The organism is Azohydromonas australica DSM 1124 (assembly GCF_000430725.1).
Taxonomy (GTDB): domain Bacteria; phylum Pseudomonadota; class Gammaproteobacteria; order Burkholderiales; family Burkholderiaceae_C; genus Azohydromonas; species Azohydromonas australica.
Genome location: NZ_AUMO01000066.1, coordinates 18,896 through 44,706 on the forward strand (window position 1 = coordinate 18,896; position 25,811 = coordinate 44,706).

21 protein-coding genes and 1 riboswitch are annotated in these 25,811 nt (G+C 73.1%); of the genes, 12 read left to right on the plus strand and 9 right to left on the minus strand.

Annotated elements, in window-relative coordinates; genetic code table 11:
* Positions 1-2: 2 nt before the first annotated feature.
* Both ttcA and H537_RS0111395 read left to right on the plus strand, forming a co-directional pair.
* Positions 3-923: a tRNA 2-thiocytidine(32) synthetase TtcA gene (ttcA, locus tag H537_RS0111390; protein WP_238446665.1), complete on the plus strand. Its 921-nt coding sequence runs from the start codon at positions 3-5 to the stop codon at positions 921-923.
* 64 nt (positions 924-987) lie between these two features.
* Entirely contained in the window at positions 988-1,638 is a 651-nt protein-coding gene (locus H537_RS0111395; protein WP_028998040.1) for a DUF4136 domain-containing protein, read from the plus strand.
* A 22-nt stretch (positions 1,639-1,660) separates the two neighbouring features.
* Here H537_RS0111395 and H537_RS0111400 read toward each other — a convergent pair whose 3' ends face one another.
* Complete coding sequence (locus H537_RS0111400; protein ID WP_028998041.1) at positions 1,661-2,533, minus strand: DUF6279 family lipoprotein; 873 nt, start codon at positions 2,531-2,533, stop codon at positions 1,661-1,663.
* Here H537_RS0111400 and glmU point away from each other — a divergent pair.
* Entirely contained in the window at positions 2,532-3,902 is a 1,371-nt protein-coding gene (gene glmU / locus H537_RS0111405) for a bifunctional UDP-N-acetylglucosamine diphosphorylase/glucosamine-1-phosphate N-acetyltransferase GlmU (RefSeq protein WP_028998042.1), read from the plus strand. The two genes, H537_RS0111400 and glmU, sit on opposite strands and share 2 nt — an antisense overlap.
* Before the next feature lie 78 nt (positions 3,903-3,980).
* On the opposite strand, the gene H537_RS0111410 is transcribed toward glmU, so the two are convergent.
* From H537_RS0111410 to H537_RS0111420, 3 genes are all read right to left on the minus strand, one after another.
* Positions 3,981-4,931: a complex I NDUFA9 subunit family protein gene (locus H537_RS0111410; RefSeq protein ID WP_028998043.1), complete on the minus strand. Its 951-nt coding sequence runs from the start codon at positions 4,929-4,931 to the stop codon at positions 3,981-3,983.
* 47 nt (positions 4,932-4,978) lie between these two features.
* The gene (locus tag H537_RS0111415; RefSeq protein ID WP_028998044.1) at positions 4,979-6,973 is read right to left on the minus strand and encodes a lytic transglycosylase domain-containing protein; all 1,995 of its coding nucleotides are present in this window, start codon (positions 6,971-6,973) and stop codon (positions 4,979-4,981) included.
* Between the two features lie 183 nt (positions 6,974-7,156).
* Complete coding sequence (locus tag H537_RS0111420; protein ID WP_028998045.1) at positions 7,157-8,113, minus strand: LysR substrate-binding domain-containing protein; 957 nt, start codon at positions 8,111-8,113, stop codon at positions 7,157-7,159.
* A 93-nt stretch (positions 8,114-8,206) separates the two neighbouring features.
* On the opposite strand from H537_RS0111420, the gene H537_RS42335 reads away from it, so the two are divergent.
* Both H537_RS42335 and H537_RS42340 read left to right on the plus strand, forming a co-directional pair.
* On the plus strand, positions 8,207-8,584 hold the full coding sequence (locus tag H537_RS42335; RefSeq protein WP_064735951.1) for a DUF2917 domain-containing protein: 378 nt from the start codon (positions 8,207-8,209) through the stop codon (positions 8,582-8,584).
* A 94-nt stretch (positions 8,585-8,678) separates the two neighbouring features.
* On the plus strand, positions 8,679-9,305 hold the full coding sequence (locus H537_RS42340) for a 5-formyltetrahydrofolate cyclo-ligase (protein WP_051242376.1): 627 nt from the start codon (positions 8,679-8,681) through the stop codon (positions 9,303-9,305).
* A 67-nt stretch (positions 9,306-9,372) separates the two neighbouring features.
* On the opposite strand, the gene H537_RS0111435 is transcribed toward H537_RS42340, so the two are convergent.
* The 5 genes from H537_RS0111435 to tagH form a co-directional block, all read right to left on the minus strand.
* Positions 9,373-9,990 carry an OmpW/AlkL family protein gene (locus H537_RS0111435; RefSeq protein ID WP_028998046.1) on the minus strand — a complete coding sequence of 206 codons (618 nt, stop codon included), beginning with the start codon at positions 9,988-9,990 and terminating at the stop codon, positions 9,373-9,375.
* A 150-nt stretch (positions 9,991-10,140) separates the two neighbouring features.
* Positions 10,141-10,998 carry a methylenetetrahydrofolate reductase [NAD(P)H] gene (gene metF, locus H537_RS0111440; protein WP_028998047.1) on the minus strand — a complete coding sequence of 286 codons (858 nt, stop codon included), beginning with the start codon at positions 10,996-10,998 and terminating at the stop codon, positions 10,141-10,143.
* Positions 10,995-11,768: a TlyA family RNA methyltransferase gene (locus H537_RS0111445; RefSeq protein ID WP_028998048.1), complete on the minus strand. Its 774-nt coding sequence runs from the start codon at positions 11,766-11,768 to the stop codon at positions 10,995-10,997. The genes metF and H537_RS0111445 overlap by 4 nt, the downstream gene beginning before the upstream one ends.
* A 33-nt stretch (positions 11,769-11,801) precedes the next feature.
* On the minus strand, positions 11,802-13,235 hold the full coding sequence (gene ahcY, locus H537_RS0111450) for an adenosylhomocysteinase (protein WP_028998049.1): 1,434 nt from the start codon (positions 13,233-13,235) through the stop codon (positions 11,802-11,804).
* Between the two features lie 70 nt (positions 13,236-13,305).
* A riboswitch (S-adenosyl-L-homocysteine riboswitch) is annotated at positions 13,306-13,397 on the minus strand.
* A gap of 44 nt (positions 13,398-13,441) precedes the next feature.
* The gene (tagH, locus tag H537_RS42345; RefSeq protein ID WP_028998050.1) at positions 13,442-14,548 is read right to left on the minus strand and encodes a type VI secretion system-associated FHA domain protein TagH; all 1,107 of its coding nucleotides are present in this window, start codon (positions 14,546-14,548) and stop codon (positions 13,442-13,444) included.
* 197 nt (positions 14,549-14,745) lie between these two features.
* Here tagH and H537_RS0111460 point away from each other — a divergent pair, with 197 nt between their 5' ends.
* Genes H537_RS0111460 through H537_RS49055 form a run of 7 tightly spaced genes read left to right on the plus strand, consistent with a single transcriptional unit; the run spans position 14,746 to position 25,719 of the window.
* A complete protein-coding gene (locus tag H537_RS0111460) occupies positions 14,746-15,624 on the plus strand; it encodes a FecR family protein (protein ID WP_043458574.1) in 879 nt (292 codons plus the stop codon).
* The gene (locus H537_RS0111465; protein WP_028998052.1) at positions 15,621-16,493 is read left to right on the plus strand and encodes a Tll0287-like domain-containing protein; all 873 of its coding nucleotides are present in this window, start codon (positions 15,621-15,623) and stop codon (positions 16,491-16,493) included. The genes H537_RS0111460 and H537_RS0111465 overlap by 4 nt, the downstream gene beginning before the upstream one ends.
* Before the next feature lie 25 nt (positions 16,494-16,518).
* On the plus strand, positions 16,519-17,964 hold the full coding sequence (locus H537_RS42350) for a serine/threonine-protein kinase (RefSeq protein WP_051242379.1): 1,446 nt from the start codon (positions 16,519-16,521) through the stop codon (positions 17,962-17,964).
* A gap of 28 nt (positions 17,965-17,992) precedes the next feature.
* A complete protein-coding gene (gene icmH / locus H537_RS42355) occupies positions 17,993-19,858 on the plus strand; it encodes a type IVB secretion system protein IcmH/DotU (RefSeq protein ID WP_156901607.1) in 1,866 nt (621 codons plus the stop codon).
* 16 nt (positions 19,859-19,874) lie between these two features.
* The gene (gene tssM, locus H537_RS0111480) at positions 19,875-23,318 is read left to right on the plus strand and encodes a type VI secretion system membrane subunit TssM (protein ID WP_051242384.1); all 3,444 of its coding nucleotides are present in this window, start codon (positions 19,875-19,877) and stop codon (positions 23,316-23,318) included.
* On the plus strand, positions 23,300-23,974 hold the full coding sequence (gene tagF / locus H537_RS49050; protein ID WP_051242386.1) for a type VI secretion system-associated protein TagF: 675 nt from the start codon (positions 23,300-23,302) through the stop codon (positions 23,972-23,974). The genes tssM and tagF overlap by 19 nt, the downstream gene beginning before the upstream one ends.
* The gene (locus H537_RS49055) at positions 23,971-25,719 is read left to right on the plus strand and encodes a caspase family protein (protein WP_156901608.1); all 1,749 of its coding nucleotides are present in this window, start codon (positions 23,971-23,973) and stop codon (positions 25,717-25,719) included. The genes tagF and H537_RS49055 overlap by 4 nt, the downstream gene beginning before the upstream one ends.
* Positions 25,720-25,811: the final 92 nt, after the last annotated feature.

A 25,811-nucleotide genomic window follows, 5' to 3' on the forward strand; every position in this document is an offset into this window, starting at 1 on the left:
TGATGTCCGAGAGCGTCCCGGCGCTGGATGACGAAGCCCGCCGCGCCGAGAAGAAGGCCGCCTTCGAGATCAACAAGCTCAGCAAGCGGCTGCACCGCCAGGTCGGCCAGGCCATTGCCGACTTCAACATGATCGAGGAGGGCGACCGCGTGATGGTCTGCCTCTCCGGCGGCAAGGACAGCTACACGCTGCTGGACATCCTGATGAACCTGCGCCAGCGCGCGCCCATCAAGTTCGAGCTGGTGGCCGTCAACCTGGACCAGAAGCAGCCCGGCTTCCCGGAGCACGTGCTGCCGGACTACCTCAAGAGCCTGGGCATCCCGTTCCACATCGAGAACCAGGACACCTACAGCATCGTCAAGAAGCACATCCCCGAGGGCAAGACGATGTGCAGCCTGTGCTCGCGGCTGCGCCGCGGCATCCTCTACCGCGTGGCGGGCGAGCTGGGCGCCACCAAGATCGCGCTGGGCCACCACCGCGACGACATGCTGCAGACGCTGTTCATGAACATGTTCTTCGGCAGCCGCATGAAGGGCATGCCGCCGAAACTCGTCAGCGACGACGGCAGGAACATCGTCATCCGCCCGCTGGCCTACGCGGCCGAGACCGACATCGAGCGCTGGGCCGCGCACCGGCAGTACCCGATCATTCCCTGCACCCTGTGCGGCAGCCAGGAGAACCTGCAGCGGGTGCAGATCAAGCAGATGCTGCGCGACTGGGACAAGCGCTTCCCCGGGCGCATCGACAACATGTTCACCGCCATGGGCAACATCGTCCCGTCGCACATGATGGACAGGAAGCTCTACGACTTCATGGGCCTCAAGGCCACGGGCGTGCCCGATCCGGACGGCGACAAGGCCTTCGACCACGAGGAAGAAGAAGCGCCGGCGCAGGGCGTGGTGCAGCTGCAGCTGGACCGCTGAGCCGCCATCCCGCCGCCCCCACGGGGCACGGCGCTTGCCGTTTCCCCTTGTCACAGGAGCTGTCATGTTGTCCCTTCGCCTGAGCGTGACCCTGGCTGCCGGCGTGCTGCTGGGGGGCTGTGCTTCGTTGAACCAGGTGTCGTCCGACGTGGTGGGCTACGGCGCCTGGCCGTCCGGGCGCGCGCCCGGCAGCTACGTGTTCGAGCGGCTGCCCTCGCAGCAGGCCGAGCTCACGCTGCAGCAGCAGCTGGAGGACGCGGCGCGTCCGGCGCTGGCGCAGGCTGGCTTCACGCCCGCGACCGACGCGGCGCAGGCGGGCGTGAAGGTGCAGATATCCATGCGCAACGTGCGCTACGACCGGCTGGACTACTGGGGGCCCTGGGGCGGGCCGTGGGGGCCGGGCTGGAGCTGGCCGTACCGCCGCTATCCCGGCTTCTGGGGCAGCCCGTGGGGACCGGGCTGGGGCGCGGGCTGGGGCCCGGCCTACAGCTCGCCGTGGTACGAGCGCGAGGTCAGCGTGATCATCCGCGACCACGGCGGCAGCCAGGTGCTGTACGAGAGCCATGCGCGCAGCGACGGCGCGCTCTCTGGCGGATCGGCGCTGTTCGAGGCCATGTTCCGCGCCGCGCTGGCCGACTTCCCGCAAGGCAACCCCTCGCCGCGGCGCGTGAACGTGCCGCTGGACCCGCAGGAGGCGGCGGCGAAGGCGCAGTGAGAGGGCGCGCGGGGCGTGCCCTTCAATGCTTCCCCTGCGCCGCCAGCGCCCGGAAGTCCGTTTCCCACCCGCGCAGCCGCTCGCGCGCCGTGCGGCGCTGCTCGGGGGTGCTGAGGTTGTGGATCTGGGCTGAGAGGCCGCAGTTGAACTCCTGCAGCGCCAGCTGGTAGCGGCGGTCGCCGGGGTCGGGCGGCTCCTCGACGCGCCGGGCCAGCGCGCGCAGCGCGGCCTGGGCCTGCGCGGGCGTGGCGCCCTGCAGGCCGCGCAGGGTCTGGATCACGTCCTGCTGGCGCGACACGCGCATCCGCAGCGCGTGCTCGCCGTCAAAGGGCGAGCCGGCCTCGATCTGCCCGATGCGCTCGCGCTGCGCGTGGTCCAGGCGGCCGTAGAGCTTCTCCGCGCGCTCCACCGTGCGCTTGAGCAGCGCCTCGCGGCGGCCGTCCGCATCGGGTTTGACGAAGTCGTCGCGGAAGGCCCGGTTGAGCTTGTCGAAGCGCTTCTGCATCGACTTGAGCTGGTCGGGCTCCAGCGTCACGGCCAGCGCTGACAGCGCGGGCAGGCCCTGCTCGAAGGCGCCGTCGAACCAGTGCTGCAGCTCGTCCTTGAAGGCGCAGGCGGCCGCGGGCGTGGTGTCGGCCGTCACCTGGGGCTGCAGCTGCGCCAGCCGCGCGGCGTACTGCGGCAGCTGCGTGCGGCGGTGCCAGTCAAAGAACTCGTCCAGCCCGGCGCGCACGCGCGGCGCCTGGGCGTCGGTGAAGTCGACGTAGCCGTCGGCCCACCAGTACAGCAGCTCGTCGGCCTGCTTGTAGACCAGGCGCAAAGCCGCGCAGCCCGCCAGGGCCAACAGCAGCAGCGCCAACCCGATAATTCGCCACCGTCGCAAGGACTCACTCATGGCATCCAACGTCGTCATCATGGCCGCGGGCAAAGGCACCCGCATGAAATCAGCGCTGCCCAAGGTGCTGCACAAGCTCGCGGGCCGCAGCCTGCTGCAGCACGTGCTCAACACCGTGGAGGCGCTGGGATCGCAGCAGCGCACGGTTGTCATCACCGGCCATGGCGCCGAGGCGGTGGAGGCCGCCGTCGCCGCGCCGGGGCTGCAGTTCGTGCGCCAGCAGCCGCAACTGGGCACAGGGCATGCCATCCAGCAGGCCTCGCCTGCGCTGGACACGGCGCTGGCCACCACGCTGATCCTCAACGGCGACGTGCCGCTGATCCGCGCCGAGACCGCGCGAGCGCTGGTGGAGGCCTGCGGCGGCCAGCGCTTGGCGCTGCTGACCATCGAGCTGGACGACGCCACCGGCTACGGGCGCATCGTGCGCGAGGGCGAGCAGGTGCGCGCCATCGTCGAGCACAAGGACGCCAGCGCCGCGCAGCGCCAGATCCGCGAGGTCTACACCGGCATGATGGCCGCGCCCACCGCGCTGCTGCAGCGCTGGGTGTCCCAGCTGAACAACGACAACGCCCAGGGCGAGTACTACCTGACCGACATCGTCGCCATGGCCGTGGCCGAGGGCGTGCCGGTGGTGGCGGCGCAGCCCGGCGGCGAGACCGAGGTGCTGGGCGTCAACAGCCCGCTGCAGCTCGCCGACCTGGAGCGGCGCTTCCAGCGCCAGCAGGCCGAAGCCTTGATGGAAGCCGGCGTGCGCCTGGCCGACCCGGCGCGCTTCGACCTGCGCGGGCGCCTCACCTGTGGGCAGGACGTGGAAATCGACATCAGCTGCGTGTTCGAGGGCGACGTGGTGCTGGGCGACGGCGTGCGCGTCGGCCCGCACTGCGTGATCCGCAACGCGCACATCGGCGCCGGGGTGCAGATCGTCGCCTTCACGCACATCGACGGCGCGCAGGTGGGCTCGCAGGCGCAGATCGGCCCCTTCGCGCGGCTGCGCCCGGGCGCGCAGCTGGCCGAGGAGGTGCACATCGGCAACTTCGTGGAAGTCAAGAACTCCACGCTGGCGCGCGGCGCCAAGGCCAACCACCTGGCCTACCTGGGCGACGCCACCGTGGGTGAGCGCACCAACTACGGCGCGGGCTCCATCACCGCCAACTACGACGGCGTGAACAAGCACCGCACCGTCATCGGCGACGACGTGCGCATCGGCTCCAACTGCGTGCTGGTGGCGCCGGTGGAGATCGGCTCGGGGGCGACCATCGGCGGAGGCTCCACCATCTCCAAGAACGCCCCGGCCGGCCAGCTCACCGTGGCGCGCGCCAGGCAGGTGTCGCTGGCAGGGTGGCAGCGGCCGGTGAAGAAGGCGAAGTAAGGTTCGCTGCTTGAAGTAAAAAAGGCCGCATCGAGCGGCCTTTGTCGTTTCAGGCGGGACGGCCGCCGGGCGCTGCGCTCATCCGCGCCGCGCCCGCGCCCGCCACGCATCCAGCCGGTGGCACCCATGCTGCTGCGCCAAGTACTCCGGCGCGACGGCCGACACCGCCGCGGGCTGGATGCCCAGCTCCTGCAGCCCCGGCAGGTGGCCGCTGGCAACGTTGTCCGCCTTCATCGAGTCCAGGTTGTCACCCGACATCAGCGGCTCGCCCGGCAGCAGCGCCATCAGGCCGGCCTGTACCCGTGCCAGCGCATCCGGCAGCGCGATGACACGCCGCTCGTGCCCGCTGGCGCGCCCGGCCAGCTGCGCCAGCTCCGCCAGCGTGTACACGCGCGGGCCCGCCAGCTCGTAGACCTCGCCGATGGTGCGCGGCTCCTCCAGGCTCTTCAGCAGCGCCCGCGCCACGTCCTGCACCCACACCGGCTGGAAGCGCGCGTGCGCACTGGCCAGCGGCAGCACCGGCGCCCAGGCCTGCAACTTGGCGAACAGGTTCAGGAAGTGGTCCTCCTCGCCGAAGATGACCGAGGGCCGCAGGATCGTGACGTCCAGCCCCGAGGTCTGCAGCGCCGCCTCGCCGGCGGCCTTGGAGCGCAGGTAGCGCGAGGGCGCGTCCGGCGCCGCGCCGATGGCGCTGATGTGCACCACGCGGCGCACGCCCGCGATGCGGCAGGCATGCGCGAGCTTGCGCGGCAGCTCCGCGTGCACGCGGCGAAAGCGCGCCTCGTCGCCGTGCAGGATGCCCACCAGGTTGACCGCCGCGTCGCAGCCCGGCAGCAGCCGCGCCAGCGCGGCTTCGTCGTGGATGTCGGCCTGTGCCAGCTCCACGTCGGGCAGGGCCAGCAGCTCGCGGCGCTGGCCGGCGTGGCGGGTGGGCACCAGCAGCTCGGTGTCGGGGTAGCGGTCGGCAAGCTGCGAGCACAGCGCCCGGCCCACGAAGCCGGTGCCGCCGAGGATCAAGAGGCGGTGCATGACGGACTCCTTGGCAAGTGATTCCCTGAAAGACAGACCCGCGCGGCTCAGGGCAGTTCCGCGTCCGGCGTGGTGCGCGCGGCCGGGCCGATGGTCGTGCCCAGCCGCGCCTTGAGCGTCACCGGCTGGCCGGTGATCAGCGCGGCGTAGTCGGCGGCATTGGACAGCACCTTCTGCACGTAGTCGCGTGTCTCGTTGAAGGGAATGTTCTCCGCCCACGCCGCCGCCTCCAGCGTGTTGCCCTCGCGCCAGCGCCGCGGCCGGCCCGGCCCGGCGTTGTAGGCGGCCGCGGCCAGCGCTTCCCGGCCCTCGAAGCTGTCCAGCACCAGCTTCAGGTAGCCGGTGCCGATCTTGAGGTTGGTGTCGCGGTCTGTGATGAGGTCGGAGGAGTAGGGGATGCCCAGCTTCTTGGCCGTCCAGCGCGCGGTGGCGGGCATGACCTGCATCAGGCCCGAGGCGCCCACGTGCGAGCGCGCGTCGGTGATGAAGCGCGACTCCTGGCGGATGAGCCCGTACACGTAGGCCGGGTCCAGCCCAATGGCGCGCGCCTCGCGCAGCACCGCCTGGCGGTGCGGCATGGGGAAGCGCTGGTTCATGTCCACTTCGTCGCGCGTCTTCTCGCTGGTGTTGATGCAGCGGTCCCACACCTCGCGCTCGCAGGCGCGCTGCGCCGCGGCCAGCAGCGCGCGGTCGTCCATGCCGCGCAGGCTGTAGTTCCACTCGCGCACGCCCTCATTGCGCAGGCCCAGGTTGATGAGCTGCAGCGCGCGCGTGAGGCCGGGGTGCGAATTGGCCGCGTCGCGCTCGGCGGTGGTCAGGGCCTGCGGCGCCGGCGGCAGCGCCGTCTTGCGCCCAAGCTCCTCGGCGGCGAGCTTGCCGTAGAAGCTCAGGCCGTTGGCGATGCCCGCCAGGGCCTGCTGCGCCTGCTGGCGCACCGTGTCGCCCTCGGCGCCGGGCACGGCCTCGGCCAGCACCGCGCGCGCCTTCCAGTACACCCACACCGGCTCGCGCTGGCGCGCTGCGGGCATGGCGTCCACCGCGTCGCGCACCAGCGCCCAGCGCTGCGGGCTGCCGCGCAGTGCGGCGCGCACCTGCCAGGCCAGCATGTCCTCGGACCACGCCACCTTCGGCCCCGGCGCCGTGGACAGCGCGCTGGCGCGCAGGTACCACTCGGCGGCCTGCGGCAGCAGCTTCAGCGCGCCCTGCAGCGCCACCTGGCCCCAGGCCCAGCCGGCGAGCTGCGGCGGCAGCCGGCCCTGCCAGTCCTGCATCAGCGTGGCGGCGCTCTCGGGATCGGCCGCGGCGGCGCGCGCGATGGCCAGCGCGACGAGTTCCGCGCCGGCGCGGTCGGACGCCGAGGCCTTGCGCGCGAGGTAGCGCGGGGGCTGGCCGAACACCTCGCCCAGCGCCGCGCCCACGGCGGGATTGCCCAGCAGCGCCGCGGCGGCCTGCGCGGCCTTGGGCCGGTTGCCCTCGGCGCTCAGGCGCAGCTTGGCCCACACCTCGTCGGCGCCGAAGACGCCGGCCCGGGCCAGCGTGCCGGCCAGCAAGTTGCAGCCGTCATCGGCGTCGCGCTGCGCCAGCCAGGCCTCGCGCGCGGCCTCGCGCACGTCCTTGCCGGCCAGGTGCTCGGTCAGCAGCGCGTAGCAGCTCACCTCGCGGTCGTCGTTCATGCGAAAGCGCGGGTAGTCGCGGCTGAAGGCGGACCAGTCGCGCCGCCGCCCGAGCTCCAGCAGCCAGTCGTTGCGCAGCCGGTCCTCGACGTAGGTGCCGCTCCAGCGTGCGTAGAAGGCCTCGACCTCCTCGGTGCTGGCCTGGCCGAGCCGGTTGTTCAGCTCCCAGTACTCGACCCAGGACGCCAGCGGATGGCGCTCGGCGGTGACGAGGCTGCGGGCGGCGGCCAGCTTCATGCGGTCGCGCTTGCGCAGCGCGTCGCGGGCCTCCACCACGATGTCGTCGCCGCTCTGGGCGTGGGCGACGGTGCAGGGCAGGGCGGTCAGCAGGGCAAGCGAGAGCGCGGCCAGGCGGAAAGGGCGGTTCATGAAAGGGCGCGAGGGAGGAGATGCGGTCGAATCTAGCGCAGCCCGGGCCGCCTCAAAGCGCTCAAAAAAAGCCCCGGCACCGGGCTGGCCTACTGGGCGGGCCCGAGCCCGTGCGGCTCCTCCAAAAAGGCCGGGCGGGCGTGAACTGTTGCCGGCGCAAGCAGCCGCGGCCCCGTGGCCGGCTCACTCCTCGCCCAGCGCCCGGCGCGACACCGCCGCCTGCGCCAGCAGCCACTCCTGCAGTTGCGCCAGCTCCGGCCGCGCCTGCGCGGCGCGGCTGGGGATCAGCCAGTAGGCGTAGGGCGAGGACACCCGCGCCGCCGCGCCGAAGGGCTCCACCAGCTCGCCGCGCTCCAGCGCCTCCAGCACCAGCGCCAGCCGCGCCAGCGCCACGCCCTGACCCGCCAGCGCGGCCTGCACCTGCTGGTAGGTGAAGTTCAGGTAGATCCAGCGCGCGGGCTCCAGCCGCGGCTGGCCGTGCTGGCGCAGCCAGTGGCGCCAGCTCGAATAGTTGATGGACGCGCGTGGATCGTCCTCCTCCAGCAGCGTGTGGCGCGCCAGGTCCGCCGGCGTGGCCAGCGCCGGCGCCTGCCCCTGGCGCGACTGCGTCCACAGCCCGGTGTTGACCACCGGCGTGAGCACCTCGCCGAAGAGCCGCTGCGCCTCGGCTGGCACGTTGCCGGGCAGCGTGTAGCGCAGGATCAGGTCCAGCTCCGGGTCGTCCAGGTCCACCAGGTGGTCGGTGGCGCTGATGCGGATGTCGATGTCCGGCTGCGCGCGCTGGAACGCCTCCAGCCGCGGCAGCAGCCACATCGAGGCGAAGGAGGCGAAGGTGGAGATGTTCACCTGGCGCCGCCCGCGCGCCAGGCGGATCTGGCGCACCGTCGAGTCCAGCCGGTCCAGCAGCGGCAGCACGCCGCGCTGCAGCGTCACGCCCGCGGCGGTGAGCTCCACGTGGCGCGTGCCGCGCGCGAACAGCGGCGCGCCCAGCTCCTCCTCCAGCGCGCGGATCTGCCGGCTCACGGCCGACTGCGTCAGGAACAGCTCCTGCGCCGCGGCGCGAAAGCTCAGCAGCCGCGCCACCGCCTCGAAGGCGCGCAGCGGGCCCACGGCCAGTGGGCGCTGGGACAGTCTATTCATGATCAAAACGCATCAATGCAGCGCGGCGATCTCATTGGACCGGCACCGCTTCCGTGACGATAGTAGAGGCGTGACAGATGCCAGGAGGCCCCCATGAAGACGCAGATTTTGATGCTTGAAACGCAACAGTCCCGCAGTGCCACGGCGCCGGTGTGGACGCTGGCGCGGCGTCAGGCGCGTCGCCTGGCCGCCTCCCGCCAGACGCGCTGGCTGCGTGTGCTCGAAGGCGAGCTCTGGCTTACGCCCACCGCGGGTGCGGCGGCGAGCGAGGACCTGTGGCTGCGCGCGGGCGAGCGCCTGGTGCTGCCGCCGGGCGTGGAGTTCGTGGCCGAAGGCTGGCGCGACAGCCGCTTCGAGCTGCTGCTGGCGCCGGCCGCCGCGCCCGGGCCGGTCTGGGGCGGGTTGCAAGCGCTGCTGCGCCGTGCGCGCGCGCTGCCGCGCCCGCAGCGCGGCGCGCCGGCCGCCTGCTGAGCGCGGTGCTTGCTGGGGCTGCTTGCGCGCGCAAAAGGCCCGTGCAAGCCGCTGCCGGCACAATGGCAGGTCCTGCCACACCGACGCCGCCGCCATGACTTCGCCCCCGTCCCTGCCGTTGGACTTCTCGCGAGACAAGACGCTGCTGCGCCGCCAGCTCCAGGCCGAGCGCCAGTCGCTGGTGGACCGGCTGCAGCGCGCGCAGTACCTGCAGCAGGTGCTGCGGGTGTGGCTGGTCACGCGCAAGGAGACGGCCATCGGCGCCTACTGGCCCATCAAGGGCGAGTTCGACGCGCTGCCCGCGCTCTACCGCTGGAGCGAGGCCGAGCCGGGCCGGCGCATCGGGCTGCCGGTGATCGACCGCGAGACCAAGCAGCTGCGCTTCCACGTCTGGTGGCCCGGCTGCCCGATGGAGGAGGACGCCTTCGGCATCCCCAAGCCCAAGGACACCGAGAGCTTCCTGCCCGAGATGCTGCTGGTGCCCTGCGTGGGCTACGGGCCGGGCGGCGTGCGCCTGGGCTACGGCGGCGGCTTCTACGACCGCACGCTGGCGGCGCTGCAGCCGCGCCCCTACACCGTGGGCCTGGCCTACACGCATGCCCATGTGCCCTGGCTCAAGGCCGAGCCGCACGACGTGCCGCTGGACGCCATCCTCAACGAGGACGGGCTGGCCTGGCAGTCGCCCGACTCGGAGCATCCCGCGCCCGACCTCAAGCGCTGATCGACGGCGCAACGACCATGAAAAACGGCGGCCCGCGGGCCGCCGTTTTCGTTGGAGCAGGAACTGCTTAGAAGCGGTAGCCCACGCCCAGGCTGAACAGCACCGGGTCGATCTTGAGGCTGCCCACGGTGGCGCCGCTGCTCTTGACTTGCACGTCGGTGTGGATGTGGACCTTCTTGACGTCGACGTTCAGCAGCCAGCCGCCGCCCAGCGGCACGTCCGCACCGGCGCCGAAGGCCAGGCCCACGCTGTTCTTGTCCAGCGTGATCGTGTCGTTGCCCAGGTGAATGCCGGAGAAGCGGGTGTAATTCAGGCCGGCGCCGACGTAGGGGCGGAAGCCCGTCAGGCCGGTGACGTGGTACTGCAGGCTCAGCGTCGGCGGCAGGTGCTTGACGGTGCCCAGCAGGCCCGCGTTGGTGTAGACGTCGTGCTTCTGCGGATACGTCAGAACGAGCTCAGCGGCCAGGTTGGGCGTGAAAAAGTAGGTGATGTCAACTTCGGGGAAGGTCTTGTTGTCAACGCGCAGACCGGCAGCCGCCGCGGTGTCCTTGGCCGTGCCCTTGTCCGCCGAGTCCAGGTGCAGCGCGCGGCCGCGCACGATCCAGGAGCCGGTGTCCTGGGCCTGGGCCAGGGGAGCGGCCAGGGTGGCGGCAACGGCGGCCAGGGCGATCAGATGCTTTTTCATGTCCTCTTCTCCTCGATACGGGGTAAAGCCGTTTGGCTGAGGAGAATTAGGCGCGCCGGGCCTTGGGGCCGAATTGAGCTGCAGCAAGGTCCACCGGGGGTTGTTGCGGACGCACCACGGCAGGCCTGCTGCACCTGATCGAGATCAAACTCAGCGGCCCAGCCCCAGCCGGCGGCACAGCTCCAGCACCGCGGCGGACTGGTTCATCGTGTAGAAGTGCAGCGCGGGCACGCCGGCATCGAGCAGCCGCTCGCACAGCGCCGTGATCACGTCCAGCCCGAAGGCCTTGATGGAGGCCGTGTCGTCGCTGAAGGACTCCAGCCGCAGCCTCATCCAGCGCGGCACCTCGGTGCCGCAGGCGTCGGCAAATCGCAGGATGCCGCTGGCATTGGTGATGGGCATGATCCCCGGCACGATCGGGATGCCCACGCCCAGCGCGCGCGTCTCGTCCACGAAGCGGAAGTACGCGTCGGCGTTGAAGAACATCTGCGTGATGGCCGCATCCGCGCCGGCCTCGACCTTGGTGGCGAAGGCCAGCAGGTCCGCGCGCGGCGAGCGCGCCTGCGGGTGCATCTCCGGGTAGGCGCCCACCTCGATGGTGAAGTGCGAGCCCGTCTCCTCGCGGATGAAGCGCACCAGGTCGCTGGCGTAGCGGAACTCGCCCAAGGCGCCCGCGCCGAAGCCGCTGGGCAGGTCGCCGCGCAGCGCCACGATGCGCTTGATGCCCTCGGCCTTGAACTCGGCCAGTTGCGCGCGGATCGACTCGCGGCTGGCGCCGATGCACGAGAAGTGCGGCGCGCCCTGCTGGCCTTCGGCCAGGATGGAGCGCACCGCCTGCAGCGTGCCGCTCTGCGTGGAGCCGCCCGCGCCGTAGGTCACGGAGCAGAACTCGGGCTTCAGCGCATACAGCTGCTCGCGCACGGCGGCGAGCTTCGCCACGCCCTCGGGCGTCTTGGGGGGGAAGAACTCAAGGCTGAGCGGGACGTCCCGCGTCACGGGTTGAGTCATGTGTGGTCTCCCTGGCGTGCGGGCCGTGCCCACACGAAAAATTCTCGGTTGCCGTCGCCGCCGGTCACGGGGCTGTCGAGCCAGCGCTGCACCTGCAGCCCGGCGTCGGCGCAAGCCTGGCGCAGCCGCTGCTCCACGCGCGCATAGGACGCGGCGTCCTTCACCAGACCGCCCTTGCCGATGTCCGCCGGCTGCAGCTCGAACTGCGGCTTCACCAGCATCAGCAGGTCGCCCTGCGGCGCCAGCAAGGGCGCCAGCGCGGGCAGCACCAGCGTCAGCGAGATGAAGGAGAGGTCGCCGGTGACGAAGCCGAAGCCCTCGGCCGGCATGGCGTCGCCGAGCTGTTGCGCCGTCAACTGCCGCGCGTTCACGCCCTCGAAGGCGTGCACGCGCGCGTCGGCGCGCAGCTTCGGGTTGAGCTGGCCGTGGCCCACGTCCACGCCCACCACGCGCGCCACGCCCTGCGCCAGCATCACGTCGGTGAAGCCGCCGGTGCTCTGGCCCACGTCGAGGGCGCAGCGGCCGGCGAGCTGCAAGCCGGTGGCGGCCAGCGCCCCTTCGAGCTTGAGGCCGCCGCGCGAGACCCAGCGCAGCTCGGCGTCGTCGGCGACTTCGAGCTCGCAGTGCTCGCCCACCTCGTCGCCGGCCTTGCGCGGCGTCATCCAGCCGGCGGCGCCGAGCCAGCGCACGGCGCCGCGCTGTATCAGGCGCTGCGCCGCGGAGCGGCTGGGGGCCAGGCCGCGCTGCACCAGCAGCTGGTCCACTCGCATGGCCTGGCCTCCTTCGGTGCTGCGGCTACTGGATCAGTAGCGGTAGGTGTCGGGCTTGTACGGGCCCTGCTTGGGCACGCCGATGTACTCGGCCTGCTCGTCGGTCAGCTCGGTGAGCATCGCGCCGACCTTCTTCAGGTGCAGGCGCGCCACCTTCTCGTCCAGGTGCTTGGGCAGCACGTACACCTTGCCCACGTCGTAGGCGTCGCTGTGCGTGAACAGCTCGATCTGCGCGATGGTCTGGTTGGCGAAGGAGGAGCTCATCACGAAGCTGGGGTGGCCGGTGGCGCAGCCCAGGTTCACCAGGCGGCCCTTGGCCAGCAGGATGATGCGCTTGCCGTCAGGGAAGATGACGTGGTCCACCTGCGGCTTGATCTCCTCCCACTTGCACTGCTGCTCCAGCTTGGCGACCTGGATCTCGTTGTCGAAGTGGCCGATGTTGCACACGATGGCCTGGTCCTTCATGGCCGCCATGTGCTCGAACGTGATGACGTCGCGGTTGCCGGTGGTGGTGACGAAGATGTCGGCCTTGTCGGCGGCCCACTCCATCGTCACGACCTTGAAGCCTTCCATGGCGGCCTGCAGGGCGTTGATCGGGTCGATCTCCGTCACCCACACCTGGGCCGACAGCGCGCGCAGCGCCTGGGCCGAGCCCTTGCCCACGTCACCGTAGCCGCACACCACGGCGACCTTGCCAGCGATCATCACGTCGGTGGCGCGCTTGATGCCGTCCACCAGCGACTCGCGGCAGCCGTAGAGGTTGTCGAACTTGCTCTTGGTGACGGAGTCGTTGACGTTGATGGCGCGGAACAGCAGCGTGCCCTTGGCGCTCATCTCCTTGAGGCGGTGCACGCCGGTGGTGGTTTCCTCGGTCACGCCGATGATGTGGGCGGACTTGCGGCTGTACCAGGTGGCGTCCTCGGCGAGCTTGGCCTGGATGGCGGCGAAGAGCTCACGCTCTTCCTCGCTGCCGGGATTGGCGATGACGGAGGGGTCCTTCTCGGCACGCTTGCCCAGGTGCATCAGCAGCGTCGCGTCGCCGCCGTCGTCCAGGATCATGTTGGGGCCTTCGCCCTGGCTGCCCTTGGGCCCGAAGTCGAAGATGCGGTGCGTGTAGTCCCAGTAGTCCTTGAGCGTCTCGCCCTTGTAGGCGAACACCGGGGTGCCCTTGGCGACCAGCGCGGCGGCGGCGTGGTCCTGGGTGGAGAAGATGTTGCACGAGGCCCAGCGCACTTCGGCGCCCAGCGCCTGCAGCGTCTCCACCAGCACGGCGGTCTGGATGGTCATGTGCAGGCTGCCGGTGATGCGCGCGCCCTTGAGCGGCTGCTGCGCGGCGAACTCCTCGCGGATGGCCATCAGGCCGGGCATCTCGGTCTCGGCGATGCGGATTTCCTTGCGGCCCCAATCGGCCAGCGAGGCATCGGCGATGACGTAGTCTTGGGTGGGCTTGAGAACAGCGGCGTTCATGGGGTCTCCAGTGCAGAGCCCGCAACGCGCACGCAACCGTGAAGAGGGACTCACCCACGTTGTTGGACGTTGCGGGTGAGCGCGGTTGCTTCTTGGGGAAGGTTTCCGAGCCTGGGGCCCCGGTCATGCCGACCTTGGGACCTTGCAACGCTCCTCGGAAAGGCCGCCATTGTAGCCATGGCCTCCAGGGGCGGAATTGACTCGGGTCATTGCCCGCCCGGCTGGCGCGAGAGTTTTTCCCGCTGCGCTTCGTAGGCCTCCAGGAAGGCGCGGGCCGAGAACGGGTCGGTCTGCTCCTGCAGCTCCGCCAGCGCCTGCGCGTGCAGCTCGCAGTAGCGGTCCCACAGCTGCGCCTTGCGCCACACGTCCAGCGGCGCGCTCCAGCCGCCGCGGGCGTGGCGCTGCTCCTCCAGCGCCTGCGGCGCCAGCCGCGCGAGCTGCGCGTCCAGCGCCGCGCGCAGCCCGGCCAGCAGCGCGATCTCGTGCGTGCGCACGTCCTCGAAGGCCTCGCGCACCGCCGCCAGCGGCGGGATGAAGCCCCGGCGCGCCGGGCCCAGCAGGTGCGCCAGGGCGGTGTCGACGTCGGGTGAGAATTTCAACGCGTTGTTCTCGCGCGTCTGCAGCCGCGTGCCCGCGGCGCCGAGCTCGCGCTTGGCCACGTGGCGCGCGGCCAGCAGCTGCAGCAGCCCGCCGATGGCCGCGTGCAGCAGCCGCCCGACGAGGTTCGTCTCCTGCGGCGTGGGCGCCGGCGGCACGGGCATTTCCAGCCCGGCGTACAACGCCGCCAGTAGCGCCGCGGCGGCAGGGTCGGCAGGTGGCGCCACGGCCGCGATCGGCACCATGGGTGCGGGCGCATCCACCTCGGCCGGCGGCGGCGCGCCTTCGCCCAGCACCTCGCTGAAGGCACTGGGGCGGGCGGCCGGTGCGGACGCGACCGGTGCGGGCGGGAGCAGGGCAGGAGCGGGTACAGGCGCCGGTGGCGCCGGCGTGGCGGCTTCGGCGAGGTCGTCCTCGGTTTCCATGAGGTACGCGCCGATGCGCAGGCTCATGCCCGGTGCCAGCGGCGCCTCGGCCTCCGGGCCCAGCGGGCGGCCGTCCACTTCCAGCGCCAGGTTGGCGCCGAGCTGGCGGATGAAGAAGCGCCCTTCGCGCCAGCTCACCTGCGCGTGCCGGCGCGACATCAGGCGCTGCGGGTCAGGCAGCACCAGCGTGCAGTCGATGCCGCGCCCGATGAAGCCGCCAGCCGCGTCGAAGCGGGCGGCCGAGGGCGCCGGCAGCGGCTGGCCGCCATGGGAGAGCACTCGGATCAGCATGGTTTTGAACCCCCGGGGCGGTGGTGCAACACAAGCACCGCGGACCATGCTACTGCCGCCTTCAAAGGCGCTCGCGCACAGGGCAGGACCACCGCAAGGGCCCCTCCACAGGGTGTCGGAAGTTCAATTGACAGTACTCATGCTCGGGGTCCTAATTCATTGGCAACCCAGCTCGGGGATTGCAGGAGGCCAGCGCCATGTTGCGTGCACTCATGCTGATCGCAGCGTTCGCGGCGCCGCTGGGCGCCGTCGCCGCCGACGCCCCGGGCGGCATCACCATCCTCGAAGGCGAGGCGCTGGTCTACCGCGGCGCGGGCCGTGTGCTGGCGGCCGAGGGCCTGGCGCTGGCGCCCGGGGACATCGTCGAGACCGCGCCTTCGGCGTTCCTGCAGATGGAGTTCGCCGACCGCAGCGTGGCGCAATTCGGCCCGTCCACACGGGCCTTTCTGCCGCCTACAAGCGAGCGCTCGCTGTACCTGCTGCAGGGCTGGGCCAAGGTGCGGCTGCCCACGCCGGAGGGCAAGGCCGTGCCGTTGGCCGTGCGCACGCCCTGGGTCGAGCTGCAGTCGGCGCCGGGCACGGTGGTGCTGCATGTGCTGCCCACGGCGCAGACCCTTTTCGTCGAAGGCGGCCCGGTGCGCGTGGGCGAGCGCGGTGCCGGCGCGGCCCCCGCGCCGCTGTCGCTGAGCGAGGGCTCGCTCTACCAGCGCAAGGCCGGGGCGCGCGGCGAGCTGGTGTCGGTCGCCACCTCCGGGCTGCTGCAGGAGATGCCGCGGCCCTTCCGCGACTCGCTGCCGCTGCGCGCGGAGCGCTGGCGCGACCAGGCCGTCGCGCCCAAGGCGGCGCCGGACTTCGGCTATGCCGACGTGGAGCCCTGGCTCAAGGCCGAGCCCGGGCTGCGCAAGCCGCTGGTGCAGCGCTGGAAGGCCAAGGCCCGGGAGCCCGCGTTCCGCGCCGCGCTGGTGTCCAACCTCGCGGCCCATCCCGAATGGGACCGGATCCTCTTCCCCGAGAAATACCTGCCCAAGCCCACCCCGGCGCCCCGGCAGGCCCGCGTTGATGGAGGCGCGCCGTGAAGCTGCTGTTGAAGTTCAACCTGGTGTTCGTGCTGATCTTCGCCCTGGGCTTCGCCGCCACGGGCTTCGTGTCCTGGCGGCTGCTGGAGCGCAACGCGCGCGAGGAGATCGCCGGCAGCGCGCGGCTGCTGATGGACACCGCGCTGGCCACGCGCAACTACACCTCGTCGCAGATCGGCCCGCTGCTGGATACGCAGATGAAATACACCTTCCTGCCGCAGACCATTCCCGCCTACTCGGCCACCGAGGTGTTCAACGACCTGCGCAAGAAGCACGATGAGTACGGCTACAAGGAGGCCGTGCTCAACCCGACCAACCCGCGCGACCGCGCCGTGGAATGGGAGGCCGACATCGTCACGCAGTTCCGCGGCAACGCCGAAGCCACCGAGCTCATCGGCGACCGCGAAACGCCCACGGGCCGCTCCTTCTACGTGGCGCGCCCGATCCGCATCTCCAACCCCGCGTGCCTGCGCTGCCACAGCTCCGTGGAGGTGGCGCCCAAGACGCTGGTGGACCGCTACGGCCCGGCCAACGGCTTCGGCTGGAACCTCAACGAAGTGGTGGGCGCGCAGATCATCTCGGTGCCCACCAAGGTGGCGCTGGACCGCGCGGAGCGCGTCTACACGGTGTTCATGGGCTCGATCGCGGGCGTGTTCCTGGCCATCGGCGTGGTGCTCAACCTGATGCTGTGGGCCATGGTGATCCGCCCGGTGGACCACCTCTCGCGCTTCGCCGACCGCGTGAGCCTGGGCGAGCTGGACATTCCCGACTTCGAGCGCACCGCCAACGACGAGATCGGCGTGCTCGCGCGCTCCATCGCCCGCATGCGCACCAGCATGGTCCAGGCGATGAAGATGCTCGACGGCTGAAGCCGCGCGCCGCGCGACGCAGGACATGGCCATCCCCCAGCGCCTGGGCAAGTACCCGATCACCGAGGTGATCGGGCGGGGGGCCATGGGCATCGTCTACCGCGGCTACGACCCCGTCATCAAGCGCCCGGTGGCGATCAAGACCATCCACAAGGAGCTGATCGAGGACGACGACAAGGCGCAGTCGCTGTCGGAGCGCTTTCGCCGCGAGGCGCAGGCCGCGGGCACGCTGAGCCACCCGGGCATCGTCTCGGTGTACGAGTACGGCGAGGACGGCGCCTACGCCTACATCGCCATGGAGTACGTGCAGGGCCACAGCCTGCGCGAGTACCTGGACCGCAACACCGCCTTCAACGAGCGCGACGCGGTGAGCACCATGGCGCAGCTGCTCGATGCGCTGGAGTACGCGCACAGCCACGAGATCTGGCACCGCGACATCAAGCCCGCCAACATCCTGGTGATGCCCAGCGGGCGCATCAAGCTCACCGACTTCGGCATCGCCCGCATCGAGTCCGCGGACCGCACGCGCACCAACATCATCATGGGCACGCCGGGCTACATCGCGCCGGAGTTCTACCTGGGCGGCGCGCTGGACCACCGCATCGACATCTTCTCCGCCGGCGTGCTGCTGTACCACCTGCTGGCGCGCCAGCCGCCCTTCCGCGGCCGGCTGGAGGCGGTGATGCACGACGTCTGCTACCACGACCCCGACCCGCCCTCGGTGGCGGACCCGGAGCACCGCTGGCCGCAGTACGACGCGGTGGTGGCGCGCGCGCTGGCCAAGGCGCCGGCCGAGCGCTTCCAGAGCGCCGCGGCCTTCCGCGCCGCGCTGCTGGCGCAGTACGGACTGCCGCTGGCGGACACGATCTCCGAGTCCACCGTCATCTCCGCGGGCAAGCCGATGCGGCCGCTGCCGCTGGACGGCGGCCACTTCCACACGCCGGCGCCGGCCACCGCGCTGGGCCCGGCGCAGCCCAGCACGCCGCCGCCCACGGGCTGGAGCCCGCCGGTGCTCAAGGACGTGGAGCTGGCGCTGGCGCGCTACGTGGGCCCGGTGGCGCGGGTGCTGGTGCGCCGCGCCGCGCAGCAGCACAAGCAGCTGGGCTCGCTGGCCGCGGCGCTGACCGAGAGCATCGACAAGCCCGGCGAGCGCGAGGCCTTCCTGCGCGCCGTGCTGGGGCGCGCGGCGACGGCGACGCCGGGCACCGTGGGCGTGGCCGCCACCGTCGGCGGCACGCCTACCCCCACGCCCACGCACTTCGACGCCACCGGCCCGGCGCTCACCCCGGCCGACGTGGAGCACGCCACGCGGGTGCTGACCACCTACATCGGCCCCATCGCCCGCGTCATCACCAAGCGCGCCGCCGCCCAGGGCGGCAGCCGGCGCGCCTTCCTGGAAGCGGTGGCGCGCAGCCTGGACGACGACGCACAGCGCCAGCGCTTCCTGCGCGAGGCCGGGACGGCCCACTGAACGCCGGTGGCGGTCGAAGGCGGCGCGCATGCAGTCCAGGCCTCCCAGCCCCATGCCCGGCGGCGACACGCCCGCGCCGCAGGAGGCCCGCCAAGCGTCGGGCGACGCAGCGGACGCCGGCGACGACGACCGCACGCTGTTCATGCCCCTGCCGCGCGCGGCGGCTCCGGGCGGCTCCGCCGGCGCCGAACCGCCGGCCGGCGGGCCCGCGCGGCCGGCGGTGTCCGGGACGCCTCCAGCCCAGGCCGGCACGGCATCCGGGGACGACGAGGCCACGCTGATCCTGGCCAGCGGCGGTGCTTCCCCGCCGCTGCGCATGCCCGTGCCGGGCGGCGGCGTCGCTGACGACGACCGCACGCTGTTCGCGCCGGCCGTGGCGCCGGGCATGCCGCTGCGCATGCCCAGCCCGGGCGGGGCAGCGGCCGACGCGGAATCCACCGTGTTCGCTCCGCCCGGTGCCGCGGCGGACGACGCCACGCTCTGGGCCGGGCCGGCATCCGACGACCGCACGTTCTACGCCGGGGCGGATGCCGACGACCGCACCGTCTACGCCGGCCCGATGGGGGATGACCGCACGCTCCACGCCGGCGCCGCCGACGAGCTCACCCTGCACATGCCCGCGCCCGGCGGGCAGCGCACGCAGATGCAGCCGCCGCCGCGCTCCGCCGCCACGCCGTCCGCGGGGCGCGCGCCGCGCGGGGGCGTGGAGCTGCAGCGCCTGGTGGCCGGCGTCAACCCGCTGTTGGGCGCGGCCAGCGTGCTGCTGGCGCTGGTGGCGCAGCTGCGGGCCACCAGCGCGCATGCCGATCCGGCCGGGCTGCGCCGCCAGCTGCTGAACCACATGGCGGAGTTCGAGCTGCAGGCCGCCGCCAGCGGCGTGGCGCGCCCGCGCATCACCGCCGCGCGCTACCTGCTGTGCAGCTTCCTCGACGAGGTGATCGCCGCCACGCCCTGGGGGCAGGGCACCTGGGAGGCGCACACCCTGCTCAGCGAATACCACGAGGAGCGCTGGGGCGGCGACAAGTGCTTCGAGCTGCTGGAGCGGCTGGGCGAGGACCCGAAGGGCAACGCCGAGGTGCTGGAGCTGTTCTACGTCTGCCTGTCGCTGGGCTTCGAGGGGCGCTATCGCGGCCAGCCCGACGGCCGGGCGCGGCTGGAGGCGATCGCCGAGCGCGTGCTGGCGGAGGTGCGGCCCGCCGCGCTGCAGCCGGGCGGCGGCGCGCGCAGCCTGTCGCTGCACTGGCAGGGCGTGTCGGCGCCGCAGCGCCCGGGGCTGCACGTGCCGCCGCTGTGGAGCGTGGCCGCGCTGGCTGGCGCGCTGGTGGTGGTGGCGCTGCTGGGCTTCCAGTGGCGGCTGGCCGCGCAGGCGCAGCCGCTGCTGCGCGAGCTGCATGCGCTGCCCGCGGCGCTGCAGGCCGAACGCGCCCCGGCAGCTGGCGCCGCGCCCGCGGCGCCGGCCCGCCTGGCGCCGCTGCTGCAGGCCGACGCGGCCGCCGGCGCGCTGGTGGTGCGCGACGAGCGGCTGCGCTCGGTGCTGACGCTGCCGGCCGACGCGCTGTTCAAGGGCGGTGGCGCGACGCTGGACTCGCCGCGCGCGCCGGCGCTGCTGGGCCGCGTGGCGCAGGCGCTGCGCGCCAGCCCGGGACAGGTCAACGTCATCGGCCACAGCGACGACGCCACCGCCGCCTCGCTGCAGTACCCCAGCGCCTGGCACCTCTCGCGCGCCCGCGCGCTGGCGGTGATGGAGGAGCTGGCGCGCCAGGGGCTGCCGCTGGAGCGGCTGCATGCCGAAGGCCGCGCGGACGCCGAGCCGGTGGCAAGCGGGCGCTCGGCCGAGGACCGGGCGCGCAACCGGCGCGTCGAGATCGAGCTGCGGCTGGCGCGGCCGGAGTAATGAGATGGGAGCGGCCATGACCAAGCCCCAGCCCGGTCTCCCCTGGCTGCGCCCGCTGCTGCAGGCCGCCGGCGTGCTGGCCGCGGCGGCGCTGGTCTGGTGGGTCGGCCCGCTGGTGGCGGTGGCCGGGGTGGTGCCGCTGGCCAGCGAGGCCGCGCGCGGCTGGGCCTTGGCGGCGCTGCTGGCGCTGAGCCTGGCCCTGGCGGCCGGGCAGGCGCTCAAGGCGCGGCGCAACAACGCCCGGCTGCTCGACGGCCTGGTGGCCGAGGAGGACGCCCCGCCCACGGCCGAGGTCGAGCTGCTGGGCCGGCGCTTCAAGGAGGCGGTGGCGCAGCTGCGGCGCTCGCGCCTGGGCGCTCGGCGCTCCTGGCGCCACCTGCTGTCGCCTAAGCCCTACCTCTACGAGCTGCCCTGGTACGTGATCATCGGCGCCCCCGGTGCGGGCAAGACCACTGCGCTGGTGAGCTCGGGGCTGGAGTTCCCGCTGTCGGAGCAGCTCGGGCACGGCCAGGCGCTGCGCGGCGTGGGCGGTACGCGCAACTGCGACTGGTGGTTCACCGACCAGGCCGTGCTCATCGACACGGCCGGGCGCTACACCACGCAGGACAGCCACCAGGCCCAGGACCGCGCCGCCTGGCTGGGCTTCCTGGCGCTGCTCAAGCGCCACCGCCCGCGCCGCCCCGTCAACGGCGTGCTGCTCACCGTCAGCGTCGCGGACCTGCTGGGCACCGGCCCCGACGCGCGCCGCGCCCACGCGCTGGCGCTGCGCGCGCGCATCGCCGAACTGCGCCAGCACCTGGGGTTGCGCTTCCCGGTATACGTGCTGGTGACGAAGACGGACCTGCTGGCCGGCTTCATGGAGTTCTTCGCCGACCTGGACAAGGACGAGCGCGCCCAGGTCTGGGGCTTCACCTTGCCGGCCGAGGGCGCGCCGGCCGACCCGCTGCCACTGATGAGCAGCGAGCTCGCGGCGCTGGAGAAGCGCCTGGGCGAGTACCTGCTGGAGCGGCTGCACGCCGAGGCCGACCGCGATCGCCGCGCCGCGCTGTTCGCCTTCCCGCAGCAGTGGCGGCTGCTGCACGAGCTGCTGCTGGAGCTGCTGCAGACCACCTTCGCGCCCACCGCGTCCGGCGAGGAGGGCGCTGCCGCCGCACCCGCCCCGGACGGCGCCGTGGCGCCCGTGCTGCTGCGCGGCGTGTACTTCACCAGCGCGACGCAGGAGGGCACGCCCATCGACCGCGCGCTGGGCGGCATCGCGCGCACGCTGGGCCTGTCGGGCCGGCTGCTGGCGCCGGCGCGCCCCAGCGGGCGCAGCTTCTTCGTCACGCGGCTGCTGCGCGACGTGGTCTTCGCCGAGGCGGGGCTGGCCGGGCTGAACCTGCGCCGCGAGCGCCGGCGCACGGCGCTGCAGCTCGGCCTGGCGGGGCTGTGCGGCGCCGTGGCGCTGGGGACCATCGCCCTGGGCTGGCGCGCCTACGCCCACAACCGCGAGCTGCTGGCCGAGGCCGCGTCGCAGCTGCCCGCGCTGGCGCAGCAGGCCCATGCCGCGCGCGCCACCGCGCCCACCGACCTGGTGGCGCTGCTGCCGCTGCTGGGCGGCGTGGAGCGCTTCGCCCAGGGGGCCGCGCCGGCCGTGATGCCTTCGCTGGGCCTGGATCGGCGCGACCTGCTGGCCTCTGCCGCCGACGACACCTACGCGCGGCTGCTGAAGGAGGTGTACCTGCCCCGCATCGCCGCGCGGCTGGAGGCGCGGCTGCGCAGCGGCGGGCGCGAGCACGTGGAGGTGGTGTACGAGGCGCTGCGCGCCTACCTGATGCTCTTCGCCGGACGCAACTTCGACGCCGCCGCGCTGCGCGCCGACCTGGGCGCGGACTGGGACGCGACGCTGCCCGCCTCCGAGGCCCAGCGCGCCGAGCTGCAGCACCACCTGCAGCGGCTGCTGGTCGGCGGCGAGGTCGGGGCGCCGCAGCGGGCGGATCCGGCGCTCGTCACCCAGGCCCGCGCGCTGGTCGCGAGCGTGCCGGTGGCCGACCGCGTCTACAACCGGCTGCGCCAGGGCGACGCTGGAGCGCCCACCTTCAGCGTCGCGTCGGTGGCCGGCGCCGGCCACTTGAAATTCTTCGCCCGCGCCAGCGGCCGGCCGCTGGACGAGGGCGTGCCCGGCTTCTACACGCGCGCGGTGTACCCGCAGCGCCTGCGCGAACGCACCCACGAGGTGCTGCGCCAGCTCGAACGCGAGCGCGCCTGGGTGCTGGGCTCGGCCGGCGCGCGCGCCATGCCGGTCGTGCTGGCCCCGCCGGTGGCCGCCGGCGCGGCCTCGGAGGCCGGTGCGGGCAACGGCGCCCCGGCCGGCGCCGCCGCGGTGGCGCCCTCGCTGGCCGAGGCGGTGGAGCGGCTGTACCTGGCCGACCACGCGCGCCAGTGGGAGGCGTTCATCGGCGACCTGCGGCTGGCGCCCACGCCCACGCTGGCGGCCAGCGTGGAGCTGGCGCAGGCGCTGTCGCGCACCGACTCGCCGCTGGCGCAGCTGCTGCGAGCCGTGGCGCGCGAGGTCGCGGTGTCGCCGGTGCTGTCCGAGCGTTACGGCGCGCTGTCGCGCTTCGTGGCCGGGCCGCCATCGCCGCTGGACGACGCGCTGTCGCTGCTGGGCGGCGCGGGCCAGCAGCTCACCGTGATCGACGACGCCCTGCGCCAGCGCGGCCTGCCGCCGCCCGGAGCGGCGCTGCGCTCCCTGGGCGTGGCCGCGGCGCAGGCCCCGGAGCCGGTGAAGGCGCTGCTGGAGCCCTTTGCCGCGGCGGCCAGCGCGCAGGCGCTGGCGGCGCTGCGCGAGCCGCTGTCGCGCCAGCTCTCGGCCGAGGTCGGGACGGCGTGCAGCCGCAGCCTGGACAACCGCTACCCGTTCACGCGCGGCGCGGGGCAGGAGGTGTCGCGCGAGGAGTTCATCCGCTTCTTCGGCGTCGGCGGCGTGATCGACGCCTTCGTGCAGCGCCAGCTGCTGCCCTACGGCGAAAGCGCCACGCCGGCGGCGTTCCAGCGCGCGCGGCAGGTGCGCGAGGCCTTCTTCACCGACGGCGGCCGGCGTTTCGGCGTGCAGCTGGAGCTGCGGCTGCTGGAGCTGGACCCGGCGCTGTCGGAGTTCGCCATCGACGTGGACGGGCAGGTGCTGCGCTTCCGCCGCGAGGTCAAGGCGCCGCAGCGCCTGCGCTGGCCGGCCTCCGAGGACGCGCCCGGGCGCGTGACGCTGCGCGCCGGGCAGGGCGCGGGCTACAGCTTCGACGGGCCCTGGGCGCTGCTGCGGCTGTTCGACCGCGTGCGCGTCGAGCCCATGGGCGGCGGCCGCGTGGAGCTGGTTTTCGACGTGGAGGGCCGCAAGGCCCGTTTCGAGGCGCGCAGCACCAGCGCGCTCAACCCGGTGCTGCGCAGCGAGCTGGAGTCCTTCGCATGTCCGAGACGCCTCTAGTCAACCCGACACCTGCGACCCCCGCGGCACGCCCGGTAGCCGAGGCGCTGCCGCCCGGCTGGTACGGGAAGCTGCCGCACCTGGGCGACTTCGCCTCGCGCCGGCTGCCCGAGGCCTTCGTCGGCGGGTGGGACGCGTGGCTGCGCCATGTGCTGGCGAGCTCGCGCGACGCGCTGGGCCCGCGCTGGCTGCAGGGCTACCTGGTGGCGCCCATCGTGCGCTTCTGGCTGCCGCCGGGGCTGCTGGGCGAGAGCGCCTGGACCGGGCTGCTGATGCCCAGCATCGACCGCGTGGGCCGCCACTTCCCGCTGACGGTGGCGCAGCCCGGCGTGGCGCTGGCGCAGGCGCAGGCCGCGCCGGGCTGGTTCGAGGCGCTGGACGCGGCCATGCGCCGCGCGCTGGACGTGAGCTTCACGGTGGACGACCTAGATCAGGCGCTGGCGCAGGCGGTGAGGAACGCGCCGCTGCCGGCGGCGGTGCCGGGCGGCGAGGGCGCCGGGCACCGCGGCGCCTGGGATGGCGCCGCGGTGCTGTCCCAGGCCGCGCCGCCGGGCAGCCACTGGTGGTTCGCGCGCGCCGGCGGCGAGCTGCGCTGCCGCTTCGACGCGCTGCCGCCGGCCGTGGCGGTGACGGAACTGCTGGGAGCGTGCGCGTGAAACCCCTGCTGCGCCTGCTGTTGTGCATGGCCGTGCTGCTGGCGATGGCCGGCTGGGCCGTGGGAGCGCCGGCCGCCGGGCGCGAGGTGACGGAGGCGCGCATCGCGCTGGTGATCGGCAACGCCGCCTACCGCAGCGACCCGCTGGACAACCCGGTCAATGACGCGCGGCTGGTCGCCGGCGTGCTGCAGAAGGCGGGCTTCGACGTGACGCTGCGCCAGGACCTGGACCGCGCCGGCCTGCTGGAGGCGCTGCGCAGCTTCGGCAGCCGCCTCGACGAGAACACGGTGGCGCTGCTGTACTACGCCGGCCACGGGCTGCAGCTGCGCGACCGCAACTACCTCATCCCCGTGGACGCCGAGATCCGCAGCGAGGACGAGATCCCCATCACCGGCATCGACGTGGGCTTCGTGCTCGGCCGCATGGCGCATGCGAGGAGCCGCATCAACCTGGTGATCCTGGATGCCTGCCGCAACAACCCCTTCCTGGGCAAGACGGTGTCGGCGCAGGGCCTAGCGCAGATGGACGCGCCCGTCGGCACCCTGCTGGCCTACGCCACCGCGCCCGGCAAGCTGGCGGCGGATTCGGGTGCTGGCGCCGGCGCCAACAGCGTCTACGCCGCGCACCTGGCAAAGCACCTGCTCACGCCGGGGCTGTCGGTGGAGCAGGTGTTCAAGCGCGTGCGCGAGGGCGTGGTGCGCGAGACGCAGCAGCACCAGGTGCCCTGGGAAAGCTCCTCGCTGCAGAGCGAGTTCGCCTTCGTGCCGGGTGTGTCGGCCACGGCCGCGGCGGCGCCGGACGTGGAGGCGGCGGGCGAGATCGCGTTCTGGAACAGCATCCAGGCCTCCACGCGCGCCGAGGAGTTCCGCGCCTACCTGCGGCAGTACCCGCAGGGGCGCTTCGCGTCCCTGGCGCAGGCGCGGCTGGCCGCCTTCGGGGCGGCACCTGCGCCCGGGAGCACGCCCGCGCCCGCGGGAACGGCGGTGGCTTCGGCCGGGGCCGCGGCTTCGGCGACGGAAACCCTGGGCACGGGCGTGGCGGCCGTGCTGCCCGCCACCGGTGCGGCTTCTTCCGGCTCGGCCGCGCCGCCAGGACTGGACCCGCCGGCCTCCTTGCCCCCACCGCAGACCGTGGCGACGGCGCCCTTTGCCGTGCCCGCGCCTCCGGTCGCGGCGGCGCCGGCCAGCCCGGGGCGCGAGGCCGCGCTGCCGCACGTGGGCGACCGCTGGCGCTACCGGGTGCAGGACCAGTTCCGCATCGGCGACCTGTTCGTGAGCGCGCGCGTGGAGGCGGTGACGCCGGAGGGCGTGGCCGAGAGCTGGAGCACCACCTCCGACGCCAAGCTGCGCACGGCGGTGGCGCCGCTGGCGCCGGGCTTCCACGAGCTGCCGGGCTGGACGCTGACGCCGCCGGAGTTCGCGCCCTACCTGCTGGCCGCCAGCGGCTGGCAGCCGGGGCAGCCGCTGGCGCCGCAACTGCGGCGGGTGGAACAGGTGAGCGTGCCGCTGCAGGCGCGCGTGGAAGGCGAAGAGGAAATCCAGGTCGCGGCCGGGCGTTTCAGGGCGCTGAAGGTCGTGCTCAGCGGGCGCATCACGCCGCGCGGGGGCAAGGCGGTGAGCACCGAGCAGGTCGTCTGGTACGCGCCGGCGGCGCGGCGGATGGTGAAGAGCACCGTCACGACCAGCGTGGGCGGCGCGGTGCGGGAGGCGACCAGTTTCGAACTGGTGGAGTACGAGCTGCGGTGAGGCGAGGGCGCGGCACCGCGTGCCGCGCACGATTCCTTGAACCCGGTCCGGCCCGGCCGCAACCCAGCGGCATCCCTCCCTTCCGGACTCCT

What these genes read in the sequence shown, in the direction of transcription:
- ttcA (WP_238446665.1), top strand. Translation starts at nt 3, where the DNA reads ATGTCCGAGAGCGTCCCGGCGCTGGATGACGAAGCCCGCCGCGCCGAG.
- H537_RS0111395 (WP_028998040.1), top strand. Translation starts at nt 988, where the DNA reads ATGTTGTCCCTTCGCCTGAGCGTGACCCTGGCTGCCGGCGTGCTGCTG.
- glmU (WP_028998042.1), top strand. Translation starts at nt 2,532, where the DNA reads ATGGCATCCAACGTCGTCATCATGGCCGCGGGCAAAGGCACCCGCATG.
- H537_RS0111400 (WP_028998041.1), bottom strand. Translation starts at nt 2,533, where the DNA reads ATGAGTGAGTCCTTGCGACGGTGGCGAATTATCGGGTTGGCGCTGCTG.
- H537_RS0111410 (WP_028998043.1), bottom strand. Translation starts at nt 4,931, where the DNA reads ATGCACCGCCTCTTGATCCTCGGCGGCACCGGCTTCGTGGGCCGGGCG.
- H537_RS0111415 (WP_028998044.1), bottom strand. Translation starts at nt 6,973, where the DNA reads ATGAACCGCCCTTTCCGCCTGGCCGCGCTCTCGCTTGCCCTGCTGACC.
- H537_RS0111420 (WP_028998045.1), bottom strand. Translation starts at nt 8,113, where the DNA reads ATGAATAGACTGTCCCAGCGCCCACTGGCCGTGGGCCCGCTGCGCGCC.
- H537_RS42335 (WP_064735951.1), top strand. Translation starts at nt 8,207, where the DNA reads ATGAAGACGCAGATTTTGATGCTTGAAACGCAACAGTCCCGCAGTGCC.
- H537_RS42340 (WP_051242376.1), top strand. Translation starts at nt 8,679, where the DNA reads ATGACTTCGCCCCCGTCCCTGCCGTTGGACTTCTCGCGAGACAAGACG.
- H537_RS0111435 (WP_028998046.1), bottom strand. Translation starts at nt 9,990, where the DNA reads ATGAAAAAGCATCTGATCGCCCTGGCCGCCGTTGCCGCCACCCTGGCC.
- metF (WP_028998047.1), bottom strand. Translation starts at nt 10,998, where the DNA reads ATGACTCAACCCGTGACGCGGGACGTCCCGCTCAGCCTTGAGTTCTTC.
- H537_RS0111445 (WP_028998048.1), bottom strand. Translation starts at nt 11,768, where the DNA reads ATGCGAGTGGACCAGCTGCTGGTGCAGCGCGGCCTGGCCCCCAGCCGC.
- ahcY (WP_028998049.1), bottom strand. Translation starts at nt 13,235, where the DNA reads ATGAACGCCGCTGTTCTCAAGCCCACCCAAGACTACGTCATCGCCGAT.
- tagH (WP_028998050.1), bottom strand. Translation starts at nt 14,548, where the DNA reads ATGCTGATCCGAGTGCTCTCCCATGGCGGCCAGCCGCTGCCGGCGCCC.
- H537_RS0111460 (WP_043458574.1), top strand. Translation starts at nt 14,746, where the DNA reads ATGTTGCGTGCACTCATGCTGATCGCAGCGTTCGCGGCGCCGCTGGGC.
- H537_RS42350 (WP_051242379.1), top strand. Translation starts at nt 16,519, where the DNA reads ATGGCCATCCCCCAGCGCCTGGGCAAGTACCCGATCACCGAGGTGATC.
- icmH (WP_156901607.1), top strand. Translation starts at nt 17,993, where the DNA reads ATGCAGTCCAGGCCTCCCAGCCCCATGCCCGGCGGCGACACGCCCGCG.
- tssM (WP_051242384.1), top strand. Translation starts at nt 19,875, where the DNA reads ATGACCAAGCCCCAGCCCGGTCTCCCCTGGCTGCGCCCGCTGCTGCAG.
- tagF (WP_051242386.1), top strand. Translation starts at nt 23,300, where the DNA reads ATGTCCGAGACGCCTCTAGTCAACCCGACACCTGCGACCCCCGCGGCA.